Annotated in this window: 17 protein-coding genes; 13 read left to right on the top strand and 4 right to left on the bottom strand. The window is 50.2% G+C overall.

The window, feature by feature from the left end; all coding sequences use genetic code 11:
• Positions 1 to 284 precede the first annotated feature (284 nt).
• The 8 genes from secE to rpoC all read left to right on the top strand — a co-directional run bounded on the left by secE (position 285) and on the right by rpoC (position 12208).
• Complete coding sequence (secE, locus tag ABT58_RS11935) at positions 285 to 662, top strand: preprotein translocase subunit SecE (protein ID WP_047874631.1); 378 nt, start codon at positions 285 to 287, stop codon at positions 660 to 662.
• An 11-nt stretch (positions 663 to 673) separates the two neighbouring features.
• Positions 674 to 1219 (top strand): transcription termination/antitermination protein NusG, encoded by a 546-nt coding sequence (gene nusG / locus ABT58_RS11930; RefSeq protein WP_047874630.1) that lies wholly within the window; start codon positions 674 to 676, stop codon positions 1217 to 1219.
• Positions 1220 to 1342: 123 nt separating this feature from the next.
• A complete protein-coding gene (rplK, locus tag ABT58_RS11925) occupies positions 1343 to 1771 on the top strand; it encodes a 50S ribosomal protein L11 (protein ID WP_047874629.1) in 429 nt (142 codons plus the stop codon).
• Positions 1772 to 1775: 4 nt separating this feature from the next.
• Positions 1776 to 2480, top strand: a complete 705-nt coding sequence (gene rplA, locus ABT58_RS11920) for a 50S ribosomal protein L1 (RefSeq protein WP_047874628.1) — start codon at positions 1776 to 1778, stop codon at positions 2478 to 2480.
• A gap of 241 nt (positions 2481 to 2721) precedes the next feature.
• Positions 2722 to 3216, top strand: coding sequence for a 50S ribosomal protein L10 (rplJ, locus tag ABT58_RS11915; RefSeq protein WP_047874627.1), 495 nt, complete (start codon positions 2722 to 2724; stop codon positions 3214 to 3216).
• 59 nt (positions 3217 to 3275) lie between these two features.
• Positions 3276 to 3641: a 50S ribosomal protein L7/L12 gene (gene rplL / locus ABT58_RS11910; RefSeq protein WP_047874626.1), complete on the top strand. Its 366-nt coding sequence runs from the start codon at positions 3276 to 3278 to the stop codon at positions 3639 to 3641.
• Between the two features lie 223 nt (positions 3642 to 3864).
• Positions 3865 to 7890 (top strand): DNA-directed RNA polymerase subunit beta, encoded by a 4026-nt coding sequence (gene rpoB / locus ABT58_RS11905; protein ID WP_047874625.1) that lies wholly within the window; start codon positions 3865 to 3867, stop codon positions 7888 to 7890.
• Between the two features lie 100 nt (positions 7891 to 7990).
• Positions 7991 to 12208: a DNA-directed RNA polymerase subunit beta' gene (rpoC, locus tag ABT58_RS11900; protein ID WP_047874624.1), complete on the top strand. Its 4218-nt coding sequence runs from the start codon at positions 7991 to 7993 to the stop codon at positions 12206 to 12208.
• A gap of 191 nt (positions 12209 to 12399) precedes the next feature.
• Here the strand turns inward: rpoC and rsd are convergent, their stop codons facing one another.
• Complete coding sequence (rsd, locus tag ABT58_RS11895) at positions 12400 to 12891, bottom strand: sigma D regulator (RefSeq protein WP_189595475.1); 492 nt, start codon at positions 12889 to 12891, stop codon at positions 12400 to 12402.
• 149 nt (positions 12892 to 13040) lie between these two features.
• Here rsd and nudC point away from each other — a divergent pair, with 149 nt between their 5' ends.
• Entirely contained in the window at positions 13041 to 13814 is a 774-nt protein-coding gene (gene nudC / locus ABT58_RS11890; RefSeq protein WP_047874646.1) for an NAD(+) diphosphatase, read from the top strand.
• 224 nt (positions 13815 to 14038) lie between these two features.
• Positions 14039 to 15106, top strand: coding sequence for a uroporphyrinogen decarboxylase (hemE, locus tag ABT58_RS11885; protein ID WP_047874622.1), 1068 nt, complete (start codon positions 14039 to 14041; stop codon positions 15104 to 15106).
• An 89-nt stretch (positions 15107 to 15195) separates the two neighbouring features.
• Here hemE and ABT58_RS11880 read toward each other — a convergent pair whose 3' ends face one another.
• Together ABT58_RS11880 and ABT58_RS11875 are read right to left on the bottom strand one after the other, a co-directional pair.
• Positions 15196 to 15819, bottom strand: coding sequence for a uracil-DNA glycosylase family protein (locus ABT58_RS11880; protein ID WP_047874621.1), 624 nt, complete (start codon positions 15817 to 15819; stop codon positions 15196 to 15198).
• An 84-nt stretch (positions 15820 to 15903) separates the two neighbouring features.
• Positions 15904 to 16824, bottom strand: a complete 921-nt coding sequence (locus ABT58_RS11875) for a D-2-hydroxyacid dehydrogenase (RefSeq protein WP_189595476.1) — start codon at positions 16822 to 16824, stop codon at positions 15904 to 15906.
• A gap of 75 nt (positions 16825 to 16899) precedes the next feature.
• Between ABT58_RS11875 and ABT58_RS11870 the strand changes: the two genes are divergently transcribed.
• On the top strand, positions 16900 to 17487 hold the full coding sequence (locus ABT58_RS11870) for a YjaG family protein (protein WP_047874619.1): 588 nt from the start codon (positions 16900 to 16902) through the stop codon (positions 17485 to 17487).
• A 539-nt stretch (positions 17488 to 18026) separates the two neighbouring features.
• The gene (brnQ, locus tag ABT58_RS11865; RefSeq protein WP_047874618.1) at positions 18027 to 19349 is read left to right on the top strand and encodes a branched-chain amino acid transport system II carrier protein; all 1323 of its coding nucleotides are present in this window, start codon (positions 18027 to 18029) and stop codon (positions 19347 to 19349) included.
• An 81-nt stretch (positions 19350 to 19430) separates the two neighbouring features.
• Here brnQ and ABT58_RS11860 read toward each other — a convergent pair whose 3' ends face one another.
• Complete coding sequence (locus tag ABT58_RS11860; protein ID WP_047874617.1) at positions 19431 to 20486, bottom strand: CNNM domain-containing protein; 1056 nt, start codon at positions 20484 to 20486, stop codon at positions 19431 to 19433.
• Between the two features lie 228 nt (positions 20487 to 20714).
• On the opposite strand from ABT58_RS11860, the gene hupA reads away from it, so the two are divergent.
• Positions 20715 to 20987, top strand: coding sequence for a nucleoid-associated protein HU-alpha (gene hupA, locus ABT58_RS11855; RefSeq protein ID WP_047874616.1), 273 nt, complete (start codon positions 20715 to 20717; stop codon positions 20985 to 20987).
• The last annotated feature ends 20 nt before the right edge of the window (positions 20988 to 21007 follow it).

Genomic DNA, 21007 nt, shown 5'->3' with positions numbered 1-21007 from the left:
ACGTTTTGCTATCCGTGAAGGCGGCCGTACTGTAGGTGCGGGTGTTGTTGCTACAATCGTTGAATAATATTTGACGACTAGGCACGAAAAAGGGCATCATTTGATGCCCTTTTTCTGCGCTCAAGCCTGAAGTAGTGTATTTTTTGCTCAGGTGCGTAGAGAAAAATTTTTATTCATATGAAGTTTTTTCCATGTAATTAAAGCCTTAGGCTTTTCCTTCATTGTAGGCCTCGCGTATGCGGGGTTATTTTCGTCTATATTGAGACTAGTTACAGGTTGGTTGTATGAAAGCGAATGCCGAAAACCAAAGCAATTCTAGCACTATGGATGGCCTGAAGTGGGCAGCCGTATTTGCTTTGCTAGCTGCCGCTGTGGTTGGTAATTACCTGTACAGTGATGTTTCTGTCGTTGCTCGTGCTGCTGCTATCGTTGTCCTTGTGGCAATTGCTGGTGGTGTCGCTGCACTGACAGACAAAGGTAAAACCGCGATTGCGTTTGCTCGTGAATCGCGCATGGAAGTCCGCAAGGTAGTATGGCCTACTCGTCAGGAAGCTACGCAGACAACCTTTATAGTTTTAGCTGTCACTGTCATTATGGCGTTAGCCTTATGGGGCATCGACGGCATCATGGTCCGTCTAGTCCGCCTAGTTACCGGTGTGTGAGGTAAGAGTTCATGAGCGAAGCTCCAAAAAAACGATGGTATGTTGTACAGGCTTTCTCTGGTTTTGAAGGTCGTGTAGCACAATCCCTACGTGAGCATATCAAAATGCACGGTATGGAAGAGCACTTTGAAGAAGTGCTAGTCCCGACTGAAGAAGTTGTTGAAGTACGTGCAGGCCAGCGTCGCAAGAGCGAACGTAAGTTCTTCCCTGGTTATGTGCTTGTACAGATGGTGATGAACGATGAGACATGGCATCTGGTACGTAGTATCCCTCGTGTAATGGGGTTCATCGGCGGTACATCTGACCGTCCGGCTCCTATCTCTGATAAAGAGGCCGATGCTATTCTTAACCGTCTAGAGAAAGCAAGTGAATCTCCGGTTCACAAAACTGTCTTCGAACCAGGTGAAGTGGTTCGTGTTACAGACGGTCCGTTTGCTGACTTTAACGGTGTGGTGGAAGAAGTCGATTACGACAAGAGCCGCGTGAAAGTATCGGTATCGATCTTCGGCCGTGCGACCCCAGTAGAACTGGAATTTGGTCAGGTTGAAAAAAGCTGAGTAATAAATAGTCAGTTTTAGTTGTCAGGGGCGTGAAATTGGACTATAATTTCGCGCCCTTTCGTTAGACGGGGAGTCTATTTTCAGTAATAGACGTTTGAACCCAAATTTAGGTATATAGCAATGGCTAAAAAAGTAGAAGCTTACATCAAGCTGCAAGTTGCAGCTGGTATGGCAAACCCAAGTCCACCGGTTGGTCCTGCACTAGGTCAGCACGGTGTGAACATCATGGAATTCTGTAAAGCGTTCAACGCAAAAACTGATTCAATGGAGAAAGGTCTTCCTACTCCTGTTGTAATCACAGTTTACAGTGATCGTTCTTTCACGTTCATTACTAAGACTCCTCCTGCTGCAGTTCTTCTTAAGAAAGCGGCTGGCCTGAAGTCTGGTTCTGGCCGTCCAAACACTGAGAAAGTGGGTACTATCACTGACGCTCAGATCCAAGAGATCGCAGAAACTAAAGCTGCGGACATGACTGGTGCTGACATCGAAGCTATGAAGCGTTCGATTGCTGGTACTGCTCGTTCAATGGGTCTAGTGGTAGAGGGTTAAGACAATGGCAAAACTAACTAAGCGTATGCGCGTTATTCGCGACAAAGTTGATGCTTCTCGCGAGTACGACATCAACGAAGCTGTTGCTCTTCTTAAAGAACTAGCTACTGCTAAATTCGTAGAGTCTGTAGACGTTGCTGTTAACCTAGGCATCGATGCACGTAAATCTGACCAGAACGTTCGTGGCGCAACAGTGCTACCACACGGTACTGGCCGTGACATCCGCGTAGCGGTATTCACTCAGGGTGCAAACGCTGAAGCTGCTAAAGAAGCTGGTGCTGACCTAGTAGGTATGGAAGATCTTGCTGAGCAAGTGAAGAAAGGCGAAATGAACTTCGACGTAGTTATCGCATCTCCAGATGCAATGCGCGTTGTTGGTCAGCTAGGTACCATTCTTGGTCCTCGCGGTCTTATGCCAAACCCTAAAGTTGGTACTGTAACTCCTAACGTTGCTGAAGCAGTTAAGAACGCTAAAGCAGGTCAGGTTCGTTACCGTAACGACAAAAACGGCATCATCCACACTACTATCGGTAAAGTGGACTTCGATGCTGCTCAACTAAAAGAGAACCTAGAGTCTCTTCTAGTTGCTCTGAAGAAAGCTAAGCCTTCTTCAGCGAAAGGTACTTTCATCAAGAAAGTTAGCCTGTCTACCACTATGGGTGCAGGTGTAGCGCTAGACCAGAACACTCTGGACGCTAACGCAAACTAATTTGCAGAAACGTCAAATTAGTGTATAATTTGGCGTTTCCGAATTCATGGCTGAGGTAGGCTGGCAACAGTTTACCTTCGTCAAAGACCGTAGGCGTCAGACTTTTCGGGGTTTGACTTAATATCACCTACGTAGACGGTGCCAGAGCATGATTGATGTAAGTCTATCTTGGATCTGCGCCGTACAAGCTCTCCTGCTATTTTGGCAGTGAGTGGTGTAAAACAATCCAGGAGCAAATCCAATGGCATTAAATCTTCAAGACAAAAAAGCAATTGTTGCTGAAGTCAACGAAGCTGCCAATGGTGCCCTGTCTGCAGTTGTTGCTGACTCTCGCGGCGTTACTGTTGATGCGATGACTTCTCTGCGTAAAAAAGCTCGTGAAAACGGCGTTTACCTGAAAGTTGTTCGTAACACACTAGCACGTCGTGCTGTTGAAGGTACTTCTTTCGAATGTCTTACTGAGACTTTCGTAGGTCCTTCACTAATCGGTTTCTCTAACGAGCACCCAGGTGCTGCAGCGCGTCTTTTCAAAGACTTCGCTAAAGAGAATAAAGATTTCGAGATCAAAGCTGCTGCATTCGAAGGCGCTATTGCTAACGTTGAAGTACTAGCAACTCTACCAACATACGACGAAGCGATTGCACGCCTAATGATGTGCATGAAAGAAGCGTCTGCTGGTAAACTTGTACGTACTATCGCTGCAGTACGTGATCAGAAAGAAGAAGCTGCTGCATAATTGCCGCACTTTATCTGATTACTATTTAAACTATTTGTTGACTTTTAAAGAGAATTGTTATGTCTATCACTAACGAGCAAATCCTAGACGCAGTTGCAGAAATGTCTGTAATGCAGGTTGTTGAACTAATCGAAGCAATGGAAGAGAAATTCGGTGTTACTGCTGCAGCTGCAGTTGTAGCAGGCGGCGCAGCTGCAGAAGCAGCTGAAGAGCAAACTGAATTCGACGTAATCCTAACTTCTGCTGGCGCTAACAAAGTTGCTGTAATCAAAGCAGTACGTGGCGCAACTGGCCTAGGTCTTAAAGAAGCTAAAGCTCTAGTAGACGGCGCTCCAGCACCTCTAAAAGAAGGCGTTGAGAAAGCTGAAGCTGAAGCTCTTAAAGCTCAACTAGAAGAAGCTGGTGCTTCTGTTGAAGTTAAGTAATAATTACTTAATTTCCTAGCCTTAATCGGCTATTGGCTGGTGGCAAAAATGCCACCGGCCTTTTTGCGCTGTAGGGTAGTGGTGTTTTCACATTGTTTTCCAACCGCTATCTGTGCAAAACGCAGTTCTGGCTCCCAGGGCTGTTCCTTCAATAAACAGTGTTACTAGTCACTGCTCCTCGTTTTGAGCAGTTTGGATCACTTATCAGCGATCTGAGGAACCTATGGTTTACTCTTATACCGAGAAAAAGCGTATCCGTAAGGATTTTGGTAAGCGTCCACAAGTGTTGGACATACCATACTTGCTGTCGATCCAGCTTGAGTCTTTCAAAAAATTCATCGAGCAGGATCCAGAAGGGCACTACGGTCTAGAAGCTGCCTTTCGTTCTGTTTTCCCGATTCAGAGCTACAACGGCAACTCCGAGCTGCAATACGTTAGCTATCGTCTCGGTGAGCCGGTCTTCGATGTTAAAGAATGTCAGATTCGTGGCGTAACTTATTCAGCCCCACTACGCGTGAAGCTACGTCTTGTCATGTACGATAAAGACGCGCCAGCTGGCACCGTTAAAGACATCAAAGAACAAGAAGTTTACATGGGCGAAATTCCGCTCATGACAGATAACGGTACATTCGTTATTAACGGTACCGAGAGGGTTATCGTATCCCAGCTGCACCGTAGCCCGGGTGTGTTCTTCGACAGCGATAAGGGTAAAACCCACTCCTCAGGTAAAGTGCTATATAACGCACGCGTAATCCCTTACCGTGGTTCATGGTTGGATTTCGAATTTGATCCTAAGGATAGCGTATTCGTACGTATCGACCGTCGTCGTAAGCTACCAGCTTCTATCATTCTACGTGCTCTAGGCTACACCACTGAGCAGATCCTTGACATGTTCTTCGAGAAAGTAAACTTCGAAGTACAGGGCAAGTCGCTAGTGATGGAGCTAGTACCAGATCGTCTACGTGGCGAAACTGCAAGCTTCGACATTGAAGCGAACGGTAAGGTATACGTAGAACAAGGTCGCCGTATTACAGCTCGCCACATTCGCCAGCTGTCTAAAGACGGTGTTGACCACATCGAAGTACCTGTTGAGTACATCGTTGGCAAGATTGCCGCACGTGACTACATCAACGAAGAGACCGGCGAACTGATCGCAGCGGCTAACCAGGAACTAAGCCTGGAAACGCTAGCTCTGCTATCTCAGGCTGGCTACAAGTCTCTAGAAGTATTGTTCACCAATGACCTAGATTTCGGTCCGTACATGTCAGATACCCTACGTATCGACAGCACCACCGACCGTCTAAGCGCATTGGTTGAAATTTACCGCATGATGCGTCCTGGTGAGCCACCAACGCGCGAAGCCGCTGAGCAGCTTTTCGAAAGCCTGTTCTTCTCAGAAGATCGTTACGATCTTTCTGCGGTTGGCCGTATGAAGTTCAACAGCTCGCTAGGCCGTGAAGAAACCACAGGTGCGGGTACGCTTGATCACGCGGACATCATTGAAGTGATGCGTCGTCTGATCGACATCCGTAACGGTAAAGGCGAAGTGGACGATATCGACCACCTTGGCAACCGTCGTATTCGTTCTGTAGGTGAAATGGCGGAAAACCAATTCCGTGTTGGCCTAGTACGTGTTGAGCGTGCAGTAAAAGAACGTCTAAGCCTTGGCGACCTTGATGCAGTAATGCCTCAGGATCTGATCAACGCTAAGCCTATCTCTGCGGCAGTAAAAGAGTTCTTTGGCTCTTCTCAGCTGTCTCAGTTTATGGACCAGAACAACCCACTGTCAGAAGTTACTCACAAACGTCGTATTTCGGCGCTTGGTCCAGGTGGTCTGACTCGTGAGCGTGCTGGCTTTGAAGTTCGAGACGTACACGCGACCCACTACGGTCGTCTATGTCCTATCGAAACGCCAGAAGGTCCAAACATCGGTCTGATCAACTCACTGTCTGCATTTGCACAGTGTAACCCTTACGGTTTCTTGGAAACTCCATACCGTAAAGTGATCGACGGCAAGGTAACGGAAGAAATCGATTACCTATCTGCTATCGAAGAAGGTCAGTACGTTATCGCTCAGGCGAACGCCGCGCTAAACGAAGACGGTTCATTTGCTGATGAACTGATCACTGCGCGTCAGAAAGGTGAATCCGGTCTGCACCCACGTGACCATGTCCAGTACATGGACGTTGCAACCAACCAGGTTGTATCGGTGGCAGCATCGTTGATCCCATTCCTTGAGCACGATGATGCTAACCGTGCCCTTATGGGTGCGAACATGCAGCGTCAGGCCGTTCCAACACTGCGTGCTGATAAGCCGCTAGTTGGTACTGGTATCGAACGTAACGTTGCGGTTGACTCGGGTGTAACAGCTGTTGCTAAACGCGGCGGTATGGTTCAGTCAGTTGACGCATCACGTATCGTTATCAAAGTAAACGAAGATGAGTTGGTACCAGGCGAAGCAGGTATCGACATTTACAACCTAACGAAGTACACACGTTCTAACCAGAACACCTGTATCAACCAGCGTCCAACTGTGATGCCGGGTGAGCCAGTTGCTCGTGGCGACGTGTTGGCTGACGGTCCTTCAACAGACCTAGGTGAACTAGCCCTTGGCCAGAACATGCGTATCGCGTTCATGCCTTGGAACGGTTACAACTTCGAAGACTCCATCCTAGTTTCTGAGCGTGTTGTACAGGAAGATCGCCTGACAACAATCCACATCCAAGAGCTATCTTGTGTGGCGCGTGACACGAAGCTAGGCGCAGAAGAGATCACGGCTGACATCCCTAACGTGGGTGAAGCAGCACTGTCTAAGCTGGACGAGTCAGGTATCGTTTACATCGGTGCTGAAGTGAAGGGTGGCGACATCCTAGTTGGTAAAGTGACACCTAAGGGTGAAACGCAGCTAACGCCTGAAGAGAAGCTACTACGTGCTATCTTCGGTGAGAAAGCGTCTGACGTGAAAGACTCTTCTCTACGTGTACCAAACTCTGTGTCTGGTACCATCATCGACGTTCAAGTCTTTACTCGCGATGGCGTAGAAAAAGACAAGCGTGCGCTTGAAATTGAAGAGATGCAGCTGAAAGAAGCGAAGAAAGACATCACAGAAGAATTCCAGATCCTTGAGGGTGGTCTTCTTGCTCGTGTTCGTACGCTTCTTCTTGCCGCGGGCTACAGCGAAGATAAATTGCTGACTATGGACCGTGAGAAGCTGTTTGGTCAGACTCTGGATGACGAAGGTCAGCAGAATCAACTTGAGCAGCTAGCTGAGCAGTATGACGAGCTAAAAGCTGAGTTCGATAAGAAATTTGAAACCAAGCGTCGTAAGATCACTCAGGGTGATGACCTAGCGCCGGGCGTCCTTAAGATTGTTAAGGTTTACCTAGCCGTTAAGCGTCGTATCCAGCCTGGTGATAAGATGGCGGGTCGTCACGGTAACAAGGGTGTAATCTCTAAGATCAACCCTGTTGAAGACATGCCGTACGATGAAAAAGGTCAGACAGTTGATATCGTACTGAACCCGCTGGGTGTACCGTCTCGTATGAACATCGGTCAGATCCTGGAGACTCACTTGGGTCTTGCAGCGAAAGGTATCGGTGACAAGATCAACGAGATGCTTAAGCAGCAGCGTGAGCTTCACGAGTTCCGTAACTTCCTACAGAAGGTTTACGATCTAGGCGAAACGCGCCAGAACGTAGACATCGCGGCACTAAGTGATGACGAAGTACGTACACTGATCCAGAACCTGCGTAAGGGTCTACCAATCGCGACACCTGTCTTTGACGGTGCGCCAGAATCTTCTATCAAAGAGCTTCTGAAGTTGGGTGATCTGCCAGAGTCTGGCCAGCTAACGCTGTTTGACGGTCGTACCGGTGACAAGTTTGAGCGTCCTGTAACTGTTGGTTACATGTACATGCTGAAACTGAACCACTTGGTTGATGACAAGATGCATGCCCGTTCTACCGGTTCTTACAGCTTGGTTACTCAGCAGCCGCTGGGTGGTAAAGCACAGTTCGGTGGTCAGCGTTTCGGTGAGATGGAAGTGTGGGCACTAGAAGCATACGGTGCAGCATACACCCTACAGGAAATGCTAACTGTTAAGTCGGATGACGTTAACGGCCGTACGAAGATGTATAAGAACATCGTCGATGGCGACCATCGTATGGAACCTGGTATGCCGGAATCGTTCAACGTATTGTTGAAAGAAATCCGCTCGTTGGGTATCAACATCGAGCTGGAAGACGAATAAGTTTCGGTCTTGTACCAAAATTTATTAGTTACTCCGGTATAAATATGAAGGCGCCAGTTGACTGGCGCCTTTATGGGTCAACTCCTCACAGGAGCCGAATGTGAAAGACTTACTTAAGTTTCTGAAAGCACAGCACAAGACTGAAGAATTTGATGCAATCAAAATCGGTCTTGCTTCACCAGACATGATCCGTTCATGGTCTTTCGGTGAAGTGAAAAAGCCAGAAACCATCAACTACCGTACCTTTAAGCCTGAGCGTGACGGCCTATTCTGTGCACGTATCTTTGGCCCGGTAAAAGACTACGAGTGTCTTTGTGGCAAATATAAGCGCCTGAAGCACCGTGGTGTTATCTGTGAAAAATGTGGTGTTGAAGTTACTCAGACTAAAGTACGCCGTGAGCGTATGGGTCACATCGAGCTAGCTTCTCCAGTTGCCCACATCTGGTTCCTGAAGTCACTGCCATCCCGTATCGGTTTGTTGATGGACATGCCGCTACGTGATATCGAGCGTGTACTTTACTTCGAATCATACGTAGTTATCGAACCAGGTATGACCAACCTAGAGCGTAGCCAGCTACTGTCAGAAGAGCAGTACTTGGATGCACTAGAGGAGTGGGGCGACGAGTTCGACGCGAAGATGGGTGCCGAAGCTGTTCAAGCATTGCTTGGCAACATGGACCTGAACGCAGAAATCGAACTAATGCGCGAAGAGTTGGAAGAAACTAACTCTGAAACCAAGCGTAAGAAACTGACCAAGCGTCTGAAGCTTGTAGAAGCATTCTTGCAGTCAGGTAACAACCCTGAGTGGATGATCCTGTCTGTACTACCAGTACTTCCACCGGATCTACGTCCGTTGGTACCGCTAGACGGCGGCCGTTTCGCAACGTCTGATCTGAACGATCTGTACCGTCGCGTTATCAACCGTAACAACCGTCTGAAGCGTCTACTGGATCTAGCAGCTCCTGATATCATCGTACGTAACGAAAAGCGTATGCTGCAGGAATCTGTTGATGCATTGCTTGATAACGGTCGTCGTGGCCGCGCTATCACTGGTTCAAACAAGCGTCCTCTGAAATCTTTGGCAGACATGATCAAAGGTAAACAGGGTCGTTTCCGTCAGAACCTTCTTGGTAAGCGTGTAGACTACTCAGGTCGTTCTGTTATCACCGTAGGTCCATACCTGCGTCTGCACCAGTGTGGTCTTCCTAAGAAGATGGCACTAGAGCTATTTAAACCATTTATCTACGGCAAACTAGAGACTCGTGGCCTAGCGACGACAATCAAAGCTGCTAAGAAGATGGTAGAGCGTGAAGAAGCTGTTGTTTGGGATATCCTGGACGAAGTGATTCGCGAACACCCAGTAATGCTTAACCGTGCACCAACACTGCACCGTCTAGGTATTCAGGCATTCGAACCAGTACTGATCGAAGGTAAAGCGATTCAGCTTCACCCACTAGTGTGTGCGGCATACAACGCCGACTTCGATGGTGACCAGATGGCGGTACACGTACCTCTAACTCTGGAAGCACAGCTTGAAGCACGTGCACTGATGATGTCTACCAACAACATCCTATCGCCAGCGTCTGGTGATCCGATCATCGTACCTTCTCAGGACGTTGTATTGGGTCTTTACTACATGACGCGTGACAAGATCAACGCGAAGGGTGAAGGCATGTACCTAGCGGGTCCTGCGGAAGCTGAAAAAGCTTACCGTACAGGCAACGCTGAGCTGCACTCACGTGTGAAAGTACGTATTACTCAGTTCGTGAAAGACGAGCAGGGTAACCTAGTTGAAGACACGAAGCTTGTTGATACGACTGTTGGTCGTGCAATGCTATGGAAGATCGTACCAAAAGGTCTACCGTACAGCTTGGTGAACACTGAAGCACTAGGTAAGAAGCAGATTTCTAAGCTACTGAACACCTGTTACCGTGAACTGGGCATGAAAGAGACTGTCGTCTTTGCTGACCAGATCATGTACACCGGTTTTGCTTACGCGGCATTGTCAGGCGTGTCTGTTGGTATCGACGACATGGTTGTACCTGAAGCTAAGTACACCAAGATCGCAGAAGCAGAAGCGGAAGTTGCTGAAATTCAGGAACAGTTCCAGTCAGGTCTTGTGACCGCTGGCGAACGTTACAACAAAGTTATCGATATCTGGGCAACCGCGAACGAACAGGTTGCTAAAGCGATGATGGATAACCTGTCTTTCGACACCGTTATCAACCGTGACGGCGAAGAAGAACAGCAGAAATCGTTCAACAGCGTATACATGATGGCCGACTCGGGTGCGCGTGGTTCTGCCGCTCAGATCCGTCAGCTAGCGGGTATGCGTGGTCTGATGGCTAAGCCGGATGGCTCGATCATCGAAACACCGATCACGGCGAACTTCCGTGAAGGTCTGAACGTACTTCAGTACTTTATCTCAACGCACGGTGCGCGTAAGGGTCTTGCGGATACCGCACTTAAGACTGCGAACTCCGGTTACTTGACGCGTCGTCTAGTAGACGTTGCACAAGACGTTGTGATCACTGCTGATGACTGTGGTACACACGCTGGTATCACTATGATGCCTCTAATCGAAGGTGGTGATGTTAAAGAACCACTACGCGAGCGTGTACTAGGCCGTGTTGTTGCTGAAGATGTGATGAAGCCAGGTTCTGATGAGATCCTTGCGCCTCGTAACACCCTACTTGATGAGAAGTGGTGTGACATCCTAGAAGCCAACTCTGTTGACCTAGTGAAAGTACGTTCTGTAGTAACGTGTGAAAACGACTTCGGTTGCTGTAAGTTCTGTTACGGTCGTGACCTAGCTCGTGGTCACCTGGTTAACCAGGGTGAAGCGGTAGGTGTTGTAGCGGCACAGTCAATCGGTGAACCGGGTACACAGCTAACGATGCGTACGTTCCACATCGGTGGTGCGGCATCTGCGGCAGCTGCAGAAAACAGCATTCAGGTGAAGAACAACGGTTCTGTGAAACTACAGAACGCGAAGTTCGTAACGAACAACGACGGTAAGCTTGTAATTACTTCTCGTGCGTCTGAAATGACCATCATTGATGAGTTCGGCCGTACGAAAGAAAACTACAAACTGCCTTACGGTTCTCACCTGACTAAAGGTGAAGGCGCAGAAGTAACAGCTGGTGAAGTTGTTGCTAACTGGGACCCACACACAATGCCAATCATCACTGAAGTGGCAGGTCGTATCCAGTTTGTTGACTTGATCGACGGTGTGACAGTTTCTCGTCAAACTGATGAGCTAACAGGTCTGTCTATGATCACTGTTCTTGACGCTGCAGAGCGTACAGGTGCAGGTAAAGACATGCGTCCAACTGTGAAGCTTGTTGACGAAAACGGCAACGATGTAATGATCGCAGGTACTGAAATCCCTGCGCAGTACTTCCTACCTGGTAAAGCAATTATCCAGCTAGAAGACGGCGCAATGGTTGGTATCGGTGACACGCTAGCACGTATTCCACAGGCATCTGGCGGTACGAAAGATATCACCGGTGGTCTACCTCGCGTAGCCGACCTGTTTGAAGCACGTAAGCCGAAAGAGCCTGCAATCCTTGCTGAAATCACAGGTACTGTGTCGTTCGGTAAAGAGACGAAAGGTAAGCGTCGTCTTATCATCACGCCTGCTGAAGGCAACGTATACGAAGAAATGGTTCCTAAGTGGCGCCAGCTGAACGTATTCGAAGGTGATAAGGTTGAGAAAGGTGATGTAATCGCCGATGGTCCAGAGGCACCACACGACATCCTACGTCTACGTGGCGTTCACGCGGTAGCAGAATACATCGTGAACGAGGTTCAGGAAGTTTACCGTCTCCAGGGCGTTAAGATTAACGATAAGCACATCGAAACGATCGTTCGTCAGATGCTGCGTAAGGTAACCATTACGACTTCTGGTGATTCAGAGTTCCTACCTGGTGAGCAGGTTGAATTCTCTCGCGTAACTATCGCGAACCGTAAGCTTGAAGCTGAAGGTAAGCTAGTGGCGACGTTTGAGCGTGACCTACTGGGTATCACCAAAGCGTCTCTTGCGACTGAATCGTTCATCTCTGCAGCATCGTTCCAGGAAACGACGCGCGTACTAACAGAAGCTGCGGTTTCTGGTAAGCGTGACGAACTGCGCGGTCTGAAAGAGAACGTAATCGTGGGTCGTCTGATCCCTGCGGGTACCGGTTTCGCGTACCACCAGAGCCGTCAGCGCAACCGCGATGCAGAGCTAGAGCCAATGGCACCTCAGGTAGATGCAGAGCAAGCTTCTCAGGATCTTGCAGCACTACTTAATGCTGGCCTAAACGACGAAAACTAAGCCTAAACGCTAGTGTTTGAATCGACTGAAAAGGGTACCTTCGGGTGCCCTTTTTTATTGCCTGTAAACGACGAATTGATGGCGGCAAAGGGAATCAATCGCATGCTGGCGACAGAAAAGGCGGTCACAGAGGGAAAGGCCAGCCCTAACGGGTAGGGCTGAACGATGCAGGGCAGGGCGAAGAGCGAACGTTATGCGCCTGGTGGGCAGGCGAGGCTCTCGCTGATCAATTCTATTAATCCATCTTCTAAGGCAAAACGGATCTCAACCAATTCCCCAATGGCGGACAAATCGTTGTCGAGATCGGCCCCTTCCAGCTCATCCTCACTGATCGCCGTGTATTTTTCGGTAAAATTGAGAAGCGGATCGGTGGTTTGCGTGATTTGGGCGTAAACTTGAGAAATTTCGGCGGTAGGCGAGTAGCCTGTTGCATGCCAACGTGCCATGACCATGTCATAGATTTTAAAATGGCCTTCAGAAATGTAGTCGACCAGTTGTTGGCAGAAGAGTTGGAGTTGGTCGTTAGTGGGTAGCTGGCGTTGGTTACGTTCAAACGGTGGCAGTCCGGCTAACTTACAGTAGTCGATTAGCAGTTGCTGTCGCGACATAAGCCAGTGGTCAATAACATCACTGGTGCCGCCCCATTGCTTTTGTACTTGCTCGAATTTACTTAACATGACCATGCCCTCATGATCTACAGTACCGAGGCAGGGGTACTGGAAACGATACCTGTCAATCTCTTAAAAAAGAGAACCTTGAGTTACGGATTCACTTCCGTATAAGTTTAGATTGCCAGTAAAAACGATACCCTGCAAGGATGGATGTGACGTTGATGTTAAAAAAACAAGAAAATGCGTATTGGTGCATTGTTAAAGACCGAAGTTTGTATCTTGAAAATCAATCACTTCCATTTGGTTGTGCGAAAGATCTCAATTTTGATACGGCTGGTGCCCGCCTGATTGGCCATTACCAGAATCACCCGGTGTATTGGTTAGAAGCGCCAGAACAGGCTGACAGCGGCGATTTTTATAGCCAGAGGGAATTGCTCTCTGTGGAGCCGGAACTCTTCCAACTCGCTGGCCGAGCGACACAGTTGTCACACATGCTGCATACTCAGCAGTTCTGCCCGCAATGTGGCGCGCAATGCCACTACGGCGAAACAGAAGTGGCCATGGTGTGCAGTGGCTGCCATACCCCTCATTACCCGCGTGTGTCGCCGTGCGTGATTGTGGCGGTCCGTAAAGACGATAAAATCTTGCTGGCCCAGCATCCGCGCCACAAAACCGGCATGTATACCGTTATCGCGGGCTTTGTTGAAGCCGGCGAAACCTTAGAGCAGTGCGTGGCACGGGAAATCAAAGAAGAAACAGGGATAGAAGTGGAGAACATCCGCTACTTTGGCAGTCAGCCGTGGGCGTTTCCGTCAAACCTGATGATGGCCTTTCTGGCTGATTATGCGGGGGGAGCGTTACGACCGGATTATGCGGAGTTGACCGATGCTTTATGGGCGACCGCCGAGACCCTGCCAGAGGTGGCGCCAAAGGGCACCATTGCACGATCCTTGATTGATCACACGTTGATCCTGATGGCGGGATCGCAAGCATAAAAAAACCCTCCGTGAGGAGGGGTAAGGTGCAGTTAAATTGCTTTCTACGAGCAAAGTCATTGTTATTATTGCTAGCGCGCAGATTTTGTATCATGACTGGACAGAGCGCCGCAAATGCAGTGACCAGATTGTTACCATAAACTTGATCCGGTTAACAAATGGCCTGTTTAGTTGGACCTCGGGAGTGATACAATAGCGCCCAGAATGAAACCATGGAGTCCCAAATGAGCGAATTAAAGAATGACCGCTACCTACGCGCTTTGTTAAAGCAGCCGGTAGATTGCACCCCAGTATGGATGATGCGCCAAGCCGGTCGCTACCTTCCAGAATACCGTGCAACCCGTAGCGTGGCAGGAGACTTCATGTCGCTATGCAAAAACGCCGAGTTGGCCAGTGAGGTCACGCTGCAGCCGCTACGTCGTTTTCCATTAGATGCTGCGATCCTGTTCTCTGACATCCTGACCATTCCGGATGCGATGGGTCTGGGCCTGCGTTTTGCAGCAGGTGAAGGTCCGGTCTTTGATCGTCCAATCACCTGTAAAGCTGATGTGGATAAGATCGGTCTGCCGGATCCAGAAGGTGAACTGCAGTACGTGATGAATGCGGTGCGTCAGATCCGTAAAGATCTTCAGGGCGAAGTACCTTTGATCGGTTTCTCTGGCAGTCCATGGACGCTGGCGACGTACATGGTCGAAGGAGGCAGCTCGAAAGCCTTCACCAAGATCAAGAAGATGATGTACGCCGAGCCACAAACCCTGCACCTGTTGCTGGATAAGCTGGCAGACAGCGTGACGGAATACCTGAACGCTCAAATCAAAGCGGGCGCACAGTCAGTGATGATCTTCGATACCTGGGGTGGCGTACTGACACCGCGTGATTACAACGAGTTCTCACTGCGCTACATGCACAAGATTGTAGATGGTCTGATCCGTGAAAACGAAGGTCGCCGTGTACCAGTGACGCTGTTCACCAAAAATGGTGGCATGTGGCTAGAGCAAATCGCGGCAACAGGCTGTGATGCCGTTGGTCTAGACTGGACCATCGATATTGCCGATGCAAAACGCCGCATTGGTGACAAAGTGGCACTGCAAGGCAACATGGATCCATCCATGCTGTACGCTCAGCCAGAGCGTATCCGTCAGGAAGTGGCGACGATTCTGGAAGGCTTTGGTGATGCAGGTACCGGCCACGTGTTCAACTTGGGTCACGGTATCCACCTGGATGTGCCGCCTGAAAATGCCGGCGTATTCGTGGAAGCGGTGCACGAGCTGTCTAAGCCATACCACAAGTAAAAGCGGATGCGAGATCCTAGGTACGAGTTCCTAGGGAGTGCAATTCAAGCCCATACAGTTTTCTGTGTGGGCTTTTTCGTTTCTCGCCTCTAGGAACTAGGATCCTGCCCCTCGAGCAGCTGGTGGACATACTCACGGATATACGGCACCACCTCTTCTTCAAACCACGGGTTCTTCTTTAGCCATAAGGTATTGCGGGGAGACGGGTGGGGCATCGGGATATAGCGCGGTGCCCAGTTTCGCCACTGGCGGACGGTGTCCGTTAAGGTCTTCGGGCTGTCGGGCAGGTAGCGTTGCTGGGCATACTGGCCGATCAGCAGTGTCATGCCCACCTCTGGCAGCAAAGGCAGCACATGCGGGTGCCATTGCGGAGCACATTCCGGTCGCGGCGGTAAATCTCCGGATTTGCCTTTGCCCGGATAACACAGGCCCATCGGCATGATGGCGATTTGGCGCGGGTCGTAAAAGGTCTCAGGGTCGATGTCGAGCCAGCGGCGCAGGCGGTCGCCGCTGGGATCATGCCAGGGAATGCCGCTTTCATGCACCCGTAGCCCCGGCGCCTGGCCGATGATCAACAGTTTCGCGCTGCTCGCCGCCTGAATCACCGGGCGAGGCCCTAGCGGGAGATGATCCGCGCAGATCGTGCATCGCCTTACTTGATCCAGTAAGTTATCAAGTTGTTGCGTTGAGGCGGCAGTCAGCTTTTTCTTCATATCTTTTCCTTATGCGCTGCGGTGTGAGGCGGTTTCCGTCATCGTGTTTTAGTGGCAATGCCTTAGCCTATACGCTGTCGAGCCTTAATAGCCACGGCCAAAATCGACCTGATACTGCAGCGGCTCGTCCTGATGCCAGCGGCGGTAGTTATCGGCAAAAATCGTCATGACTTGTTCCGGAAAGCTTTCTGCGGCGATATGGGGGGTCACACTGATCTGCGGATGCCGCCAGAACGGATGCGAGCTCGGCAGAGGCTCTTGCTGGAAGACATCCAAGTACGCGTGGCGAATATGCCCTTGCTTGATGGCTTGCAGTAAGCCTTGCTCACACACGGCATTGCCTCGCCCGACATTAAACAACATCGCGTTCTGACAATGTGCCAGGCTGTCGGCATTGAGCAAGTGATGTGTCGCGGAGGTGGCGGGCAGCACGGACACCACCACATTCGCCTGTGCCAAGGCCTCAGGCAGGGCATCGATGGCATAACACTGAGTAAACGCAGGTTCCGTGGTCATGCCGCTGCGGTTAACGCCGATCACGCGCAGACCGAACGCCTGCGCTACACGGGCGACATGGCTGCCAATACTGCCGGTGCCCAGAATGACCATGCATTGCCCGGCGATGGTGCGATAAGGCTGTGCCTGCCACAGCGCGCTCTGTTGCTGCTGGTGGTAGGTACTAAAGTGACGGGTGTTATCGAGCAGTAAGCCAAACACATACTCTGCGATGAGTTGACCAAAGCAGCCTCTGACATTGGTTAGGGTGTAATCCTGCCGCAGATCGTCACGCATCAGGGCATCGACGCCGGCGTAAGTGGATTGTAACCAGCGCAGGCGAGGAAATTGAGACAGTTGTGCGATGATCGCCGGAGGATCCGCTAAAATGATGGAAGCGCGTTGAGGGTCGCGTGTTAACACCAAGTCAGGCAGTTGGGCCTGATGGAGCAAGTCTTCGTACCGGGCCTGCTGGCGCGAGACAATCATTACTTCATGCATTCTTTTTATATCCCTTTTTCATGTATTGAAGTAGGTTAGGGATCACAGTAAGATCCGGATCAAACCACTATTGCAGACAATCTAATGCTAAAGAATCCTGTTCAGCTTCGTCTAGAAAAATTAGAACCATGGCAGCACCTTACGTTCATGGTATCGCTTTGTGAAAGAATGTACCCGAACTATGCATTCTTCTGTCAGGAAACTGAGTTTGCTGAAGCGCAGAAGTACCGTTCAATCCTAGACAGTATCTGGGAAATCCTGACGGTAAAAAATGCCAAGATCAATTTTGAAAATCAGTTAGAGAAACTGGAAGAGTTGGTACCAAGTAGCGACGATTTCGATTTATACGCCGTGCGCCCAGCGATTGATGCGTGTGTGGCACTGGCGGATCTACTGCATGCGATGCTGGATCGCGATCTGATGTTGGAAACGCTGGAAAAGCTGAGCTCATTGTCAGCGGAAACCGTGGCGGATCTGGAATATGCCCAAACCGGCATCGAGATCACCAACGAAAACCAAAAAGACAATGAAGCGGTATGTGCCGAGTGGGACATGCAGTGGGCGATCTTCCGTGCATTGAAAGAAGCCGAACGCCGCGACATCGATCTGATCAAAGGCCTGCGCCAAGAATTGCGTGAAGAGCCGATCAGTAACATCGGTATTGCCCTGTAAGACGGGTAATATGAGAAAAGAGAGGGCCGCTTGCGGCTCTTTTTTTATGCCCGAAAAAGGGGGAGCGATGACACGGCCTGTATGCCCATCGGCAGGCCATCTGTGCGTCCTAAAGGTATGCACTCTAAGCATGTAATGCAGTTGTTAAGTGTAAAGTTCCATATTTTGTTTCGTGAGTAGTGATAAATACCAGTTTTGCCCCGTGCTACTCTGCCAATACACTTATTTTATTTTGTCCCTTGTGTTGAAGGGCTAATGACGTTTATAACAGTAGACGAACCGGAAAGCTGAGGCTTTCTTCCCGTAACCTGTCAGCGAGGAATGAGCATGCGTGAATCGACATACACATCGTTCATGGCCGATCACAGCGCATTTGCGACTGTTGCCAACCTGCTCCTCCTGCTCTCTCTGGAACTTATTCAGGGCTGACAGGCCGTACCTATTTTCTGTCAGCTTGGAATGAAGCTGACAGGGTCTAAATCTCTTCCGACATTTTCTGCCTTGCCTCTTCCTCCAAGCGACTGCTAGAGAGGATAACTATGTTAAGCGCACGCAATATCGCCGCCTTAGGCTTCATGACGTTTGCCATGTACTTAGGTGCCGGCAACCTGATCTTTCCCCCGTTCTTGGGCTATCAAGCCGGTGAGCATTTCGCAGCGGGTATGACGGGCTTCCTGCTGACAGGCGTGGGCTTGCCTGCACTGGCGTTGGTGATGGTGGCACTGGTGCGCGGCTCTGACAACCTGACGGCAGCCTTGCCGCGCCCGGTGGCGACCAGTTTTTGGGTGATGGTGTTCATTGTGATTGGGCCGGCCTTTGTGATCCCACGTGCGATCACGGTGGCGTACCAATTCAGTGTGGCGCCGTTTTGGGGTGACAGCGGGCTGGCGATCTTTACCGCCTTGTTCTGTGCCTTGGCAATTGTGTTCTCGCTGTATCCGGGCAAATTGGTGGATACCCTTGGAAAATGGCTGACACCGATGTTGCTGGCGATTTTGGCGGTGATGGCTGTCGTGGCCTTCCTGTTCCCGGGTGAGGCTGTCCAGCAGGCGACAGGGGCGTACAAAGACGGTGCCTTTGCCGAAGGCCTGACGCAAGGCTACATGACCATGGATGCCTTGGGCTCAATTGGTTTTGGCTGGGTGATCTTCCGCGCGATTCAGAGCATGGGGATCAGCTGCCCGAGAGCGACCGCAAAATACACCCTGATGGCAGCGGTGATGTACGCGGTGGCGATGGCCTTGGTGTATCTGGCCTTGGCATACATTGGCGCGACGAGCGCAAATCTGGGTGAGCGTTTCACCAATGGCGGCGATATCCTGACGGCGTTTACCATTGCCCACTTCGGGACGTTTGGTGTGTTGCTATTGGGGGCGGTTATGGTGTTGGCGTGTTTGACGACGGCCATCGGTGTGACGACCGCAGGCAGTGAGTTTTACAGCCGTACCTTCAAGGCGGTAACTTACCGTCGCAGCGTATGGGCCACCATGCTGGTGGCCGGTCTGGTGGCCAATGTGGGCTTAGATCAGCTACTGGCGATCACCTTGCCAGCGGTGGTGGCGTTGCACCCGATTGCGATCAGCTTGCTATTGATTGCGCCGTTACGCCAGCGTTTGAGCACCCCGGCGGTATTAACCGTCTTGGCGACAGCCTTGCTGTTCGGCGGGATTGATGCGCTGCACATTCTGGGCGCGATGCCAGCAGCCGTAGAGCCGTTCTTCACACAATACCTGCCATTGTACGGTTATTATGCGGGATGGGTGGTACCGACGCTGGTGGTACTGGCGGCGAGTACCGTTGTGTGTGCGGTGAGCGGTAAGCAAGCGAAGACGTGTGTGGCACACGCTACGGACGTTGCGTAAAGCAAGGTTTCCCTTCGCTTCAAAAAAGACAGACAACAAAAAAGGGGCCATCAGGCCCCTTTTCTTTATCTTGAACGGCGATTACTCGTCGTCTTTACTTTCAATTACACCGTGGGCTTTCTTCCACTTTTCCCAGCGCTGGAAAGCCAGCTGCTGCATGTCGGTGTTCTTGTCCGCTTCATCGACAATCTCTTCACCCACCAGGTGTTCAAAGATGTCTTCCATGGTCACCAGACCTTGTACCGTGCCGTATTCATCGACCACCAAAACCAACTGAGAACGTTCTTTCATCAGCTGTTCAAACGCTTTAGGCACGCTTGAGGTATTCATGATCACAGGCAGAGGACGCATCAGCGCACCCAGTTCGCGTTGACCGCGACCGGCTTGGCTTTCTGCAAACAGCTCAAGGCGGTGAACGAAACCAATGATGTTGTCTTTCTGCTCGCTGTAGATCAGCGGACGAGAGAACGGGCTGTCTTTGTGCTGTGACAGGAACTCATTGATTGGCTGCTCAGCATCAACACGGAACAGAACCGGACGTGGTGTCATGATTTTCGTTACGTTCACATCGCGGAATTGCAGCAGGTTCGCCAGAATTTTTGATTCACCTTCTGCCAGTTCGCCAGATTCGTGTGCCAGCATCGCCATCGCTGACAGTTCGTCACGCAGCTTAGGGGCTTCATGGCCATGAGACAGGCGACGGGTGATTTGCTCTGAAACCCACACAAATGGGGTCAGTAGCAATACCATCCAACGAAGTAGTGTTGCACTCATCGGTGCCAACTGGCGCCAGTAAGTCGCACCGATGGTTTTTGGAATGATCTCAGACAGCAGCAGGATGCCGACAGTCAGGGCACCCGAGAACACACCCAGCCACTCGCTACCAAAAACAACGGCCGCTTGTGCACCAGCGGTAGCAGCACCCACAGTGTGAGCCACGGTATTTAGAGTCAGGATAGAGGCGAGAGGGCGGTCAATATTTTCTTTCAAAGCAGCAAGACGCGGCGCTGCTGGGTGACCTTGATGGCGTAGGGTGCCAATGTAGCTTGGCGAAATACTGAGGAGTACGGCCTCAAGTACCGAGCAAATAAACGAAACACCAATTGCGACAGAGATGTAAATCGTAAGGAGTATCATGCTTACCTTGGTTCATAGTTAACGAATGACGCCTATATTAATCGGTGCCAGAGTGAATAAATACAACTATTTCACCTTTCACATTAGTAACATTTTGTGAACTTGCGCTCAGTTTGTGGTTAAAGACTCCTCACCTAACCACAGGATAGCCGACAAACCTTTGCCACACGGGCTTCTTTTGAATTAGAGTTGATGCGTCTTAAGAAAAAACCTTAGAAGGGAAACCTAATGAACAAGACCCAACTGATTGACCTGATCGCTGAAAAAGCAGATCTATCTAAAGCTCAAGCGAAAGTGGCACTAGAGTCAACTCTAGACGGCATCACTGCTGCGCTTAAAGATGGTGACCAGGTTCAACTAATTGGCTTTGGTACTTTTAAAGTGAACCACCGCGCTGCACGTACTGGCCGTAACCCACAAACGGGTCAGGAAATTCAGATTGCGGCGGCGAACGTTCCTGCATTCGTTGCTGGTAAAGCACTGAAAGACTCAGTGAAATAATCTATACTCCGCCAGGTCTC

The sequence above is a fragment of the Photobacterium aphoticum genome, assembly GCF_001029435.1.
Lineage (GTDB): Bacteria > Pseudomonadota > Gammaproteobacteria > Enterobacterales > Vibrionaceae > Photobacterium > Photobacterium aphoticum.
The sequence above is the reverse complement of the archived record's forward strand: the minus strand, read 5'-3'. Positions and strand labels throughout refer to the sequence as shown.